This is a genomic window from Erythrobacter epiphyticus (genome assembly GCF_034653295.1).
Lineage (GTDB): Bacteria > Pseudomonadota > Alphaproteobacteria > Sphingomonadales > Sphingomonadaceae > Erythrobacter.
In genome coordinates this window covers 1-753 of sequence record NZ_JAYEEU010000045.1, presented here as the reverse complement: position 1 = coordinate 753, position 753 = coordinate 1, and the positions used below count along the sequence as shown (strand labels likewise).

Annotated in this window: 1 protein-coding gene; it reads left to right on the top strand. The window is 54.7% G+C overall.

Going from position 1 to position 753, the window contains the following annotated elements; genetic code table 11:
• Positions 1-465 precede the first annotated feature (465 nt).
• Positions 466-753, top strand: a 288-nt coding sequence (locus SOQ14_RS14435) for a site-specific integrase (RefSeq protein WP_527194253.1), incomplete at its 3' end; no start/stop codon positions are given.

The window sequence follows — 753 nt, the reverse complement described above, 5'->3', positions numbered from 1 at the left end:
CCTGCCGTGAATGATGGATTGCTGGCGGAGATGGTGAGAATCATACCTATATGTTATTATATTGTTTTATGTGTTTTAATTTTGTATTTTTCACCAAAATACCGCCTTATATACCCAAACTTTTGCTGAGAGGCTTTCAAAGCATTATTCACAGTKTTGCGGAAGCTTCGCCCTCTCGCACGGCAAAGTGTGGCTCACGCTCAAATCTTCGGGAAGCGGGGTTAACATGCCAAGCGGGCCCAAAGGCCGAATGTGGGACGAAGCCGCCATTCGCACCGGCATTGCTACGTGTCCGCTTATATCGAAAGCGGCCCTTTTGCCTGTGCGTGCCTGAGGCAGCGTAGGCCGCTATCACGCTTTCCATGCACGGCAATGGTGTTCTCGCCGGGTCGGCGTCCGTTCTTTGATCCTGGCCAATCAAGGCCATGGAGAAAGATGATGACCTAATCTCACCTCAACCCGGCCATGCAAAATCGGGTTTCGAGGAATGCCGGCAGGACCGTCGACACCAAGCGGCCGCTGACCCAGAAGCAGATTTGGGTGATCCGGTTCTTCCTTGATCGCGAGGAGCGGCTCCGAGACCGCGCTCTGTTCGACCTGGCGATCGACAGCAAGCTGCACGGCTGCGATCTGGTGAAGCTGAAGATCGGCGATCTCGTGGCTGGTTGCGAGGTTCGCGACCGCGCAATGATCACTCAGCGGAAGACCGGGCGGCTGGTGCAATTTGAAATCACTGCTGACGCCCGATCAAGC